Raw genomic sequence first — 1,458 nt, forward strand, 5'->3', positions numbered from 1 at the left:
ATTATGGATGCAAGAGGAATGGCTGCAGCCTTCATTCTAGGGGCGAAGGGTGTCCAGCTTGGCACTGCCTTTTTACCGTGTAAAGAAAGTGGAGCACATTCTATTTATAAGGAAGCAATATTAAATTCGACCGAGGAGCAAACCACGTTAACGAAGGCTTTTTCCGGGAAACTGGCTAGGGGTATTCGCAATAACTTTATAAAGGAAATGGAAGGTCAATCGACCGGAATTCTTCCTTTTCCCTTGCAGAATGATTTAACAGGTCCTATAAGAAAACAGGCTGCTAAATTAAATAACCGGGAGTATATGTCCTTATGGGCAGGCCAAGGGTTGCGCCTAGCGGCTAGTACATCTGTAAAGGAATTAATGGATCGTTTAACGAAGGAATACTTGGAATTATAAAGGAAAGAAAAAAGGAGGAACAACTAATTGTTTCTCCTTTTTTGTGGTCATGATTATTTTTCAGTTAAAGCTCTTGTAAGTCCTGGAACGATCTGTTTCTTACGGGAAACAACGCCTTTTAATAGGGCGCGGTTATTTTCAAGCTTTACGTTATAAGCCTCTTCCACTGCTTTCGTTTCGTTTCCAACTGCGATGGCAACGGAATCATTGTTTAAAATGTCAGTAAGAACGAAAAGGAATAAATCTAATTCCTTGTTTTTAACAACTTCGGATAGCTTTGCTTCGAGCTCGTCCTGGCGGCTTAGAACGTCATTTAGATCTACAGCATTTACTTGAGCAATTTCCGTTTTGTAGCTGCCCATTTGGAATTCCTTAGCGTCAAGAGTGATCAGTTGATCAATCGTTTTATCACTCAGGTCTGCACCTGCCTTAAGCATAGCTAACCCATATTCCTCAGCATTGACTCCAGCAATTTCTGCTAGCTCGCGTGCTGCTGCCACATCTTCCTCTGTGCATGTAGGAGATTTGAACAATAAGGAATCAGAAATAATCGCTGAAAGCATTAATCCAGCGGTTTCTTTACTAATTTCCACAGCGTTTTCTTTATAGAGTTTCTTTAAAATGGTTGCAGTGCAGCCGACTGGCTCAGCACGGTAATAAAGAGGGTCGCTCGTTTCAAAGTTGGCGATGCGGTGATGGTCAATGACTTCAAGAACTCTTACATCACGAATATCATCAGCACTTTGTTGGAATTCGTTATGGTCGACAAGAATGACTTCACTAACTTCCTTAGATACGGCTTCGACAAGACGTGGCGCCTCAATCTTGAAAGTATCAAGCGCAAATTGAGTTTCAGCATTTACTTGTCCTAAGCGGATCGGTTCTGCCTCTACACCTAATTTTGTTTTTAATTCTGCGTACGCTATAGCAGAACAGATTGAATCTGTGTCAGGGTTTTTATGACCGAATACAAATACTTTTGACATAATCCTTCTCCTTGGATAAATAGAATAATGGCATTGAAAGCCTGTTGTTATTTTAACATATATGCAACAG

2 protein-coding genes are annotated in these 1,458 nt (G+C 40.9%); one reads left to right on the forward strand and one right to left on the reverse strand.

Annotated features, from left to right (window positions below; genetic code table 11):
- On the forward strand, positions 1 to 402 hold a 402-nt coding region (locus V7149_RS26200; RefSeq protein ID WP_335348480.1), incomplete at its 5' end, for an NAD(P)H-dependent flavin oxidoreductase.
- A 53-nt stretch (positions 403 to 455) separates the two neighbouring features.
- On the opposite strand, the gene V7149_RS26205 is transcribed toward V7149_RS26200, so the two are convergent.
- Positions 456 to 1,388: a manganese-dependent inorganic pyrophosphatase gene (locus V7149_RS26205; protein ID WP_335348481.1), complete on the reverse strand. Its 933-nt coding sequence runs from the start codon at positions 1,386 to 1,388 to the stop codon at positions 456 to 458.
- Positions 1,389 to 1,458 lie beyond the last annotated feature (70 nt).

The sequence above is a fragment of the Bacillus sp. JJ1503 genome (assembly GCF_036965125.1).
In the GTDB taxonomy this organism is placed as follows: domain Bacteria; phylum Bacillota; class Bacilli; order Bacillales; family Cytobacillaceae; genus Cytobacillus.

Excerpts from the sequence above, each read along its gene's own strand:
- V7149_RS26205 (WP_335348481.1), bottom strand. The coding sequence starts at position 1,388 with ATGTCAAAAGTATTTGTATTCGGTCATAAAAACCCTGACACAGATTCA.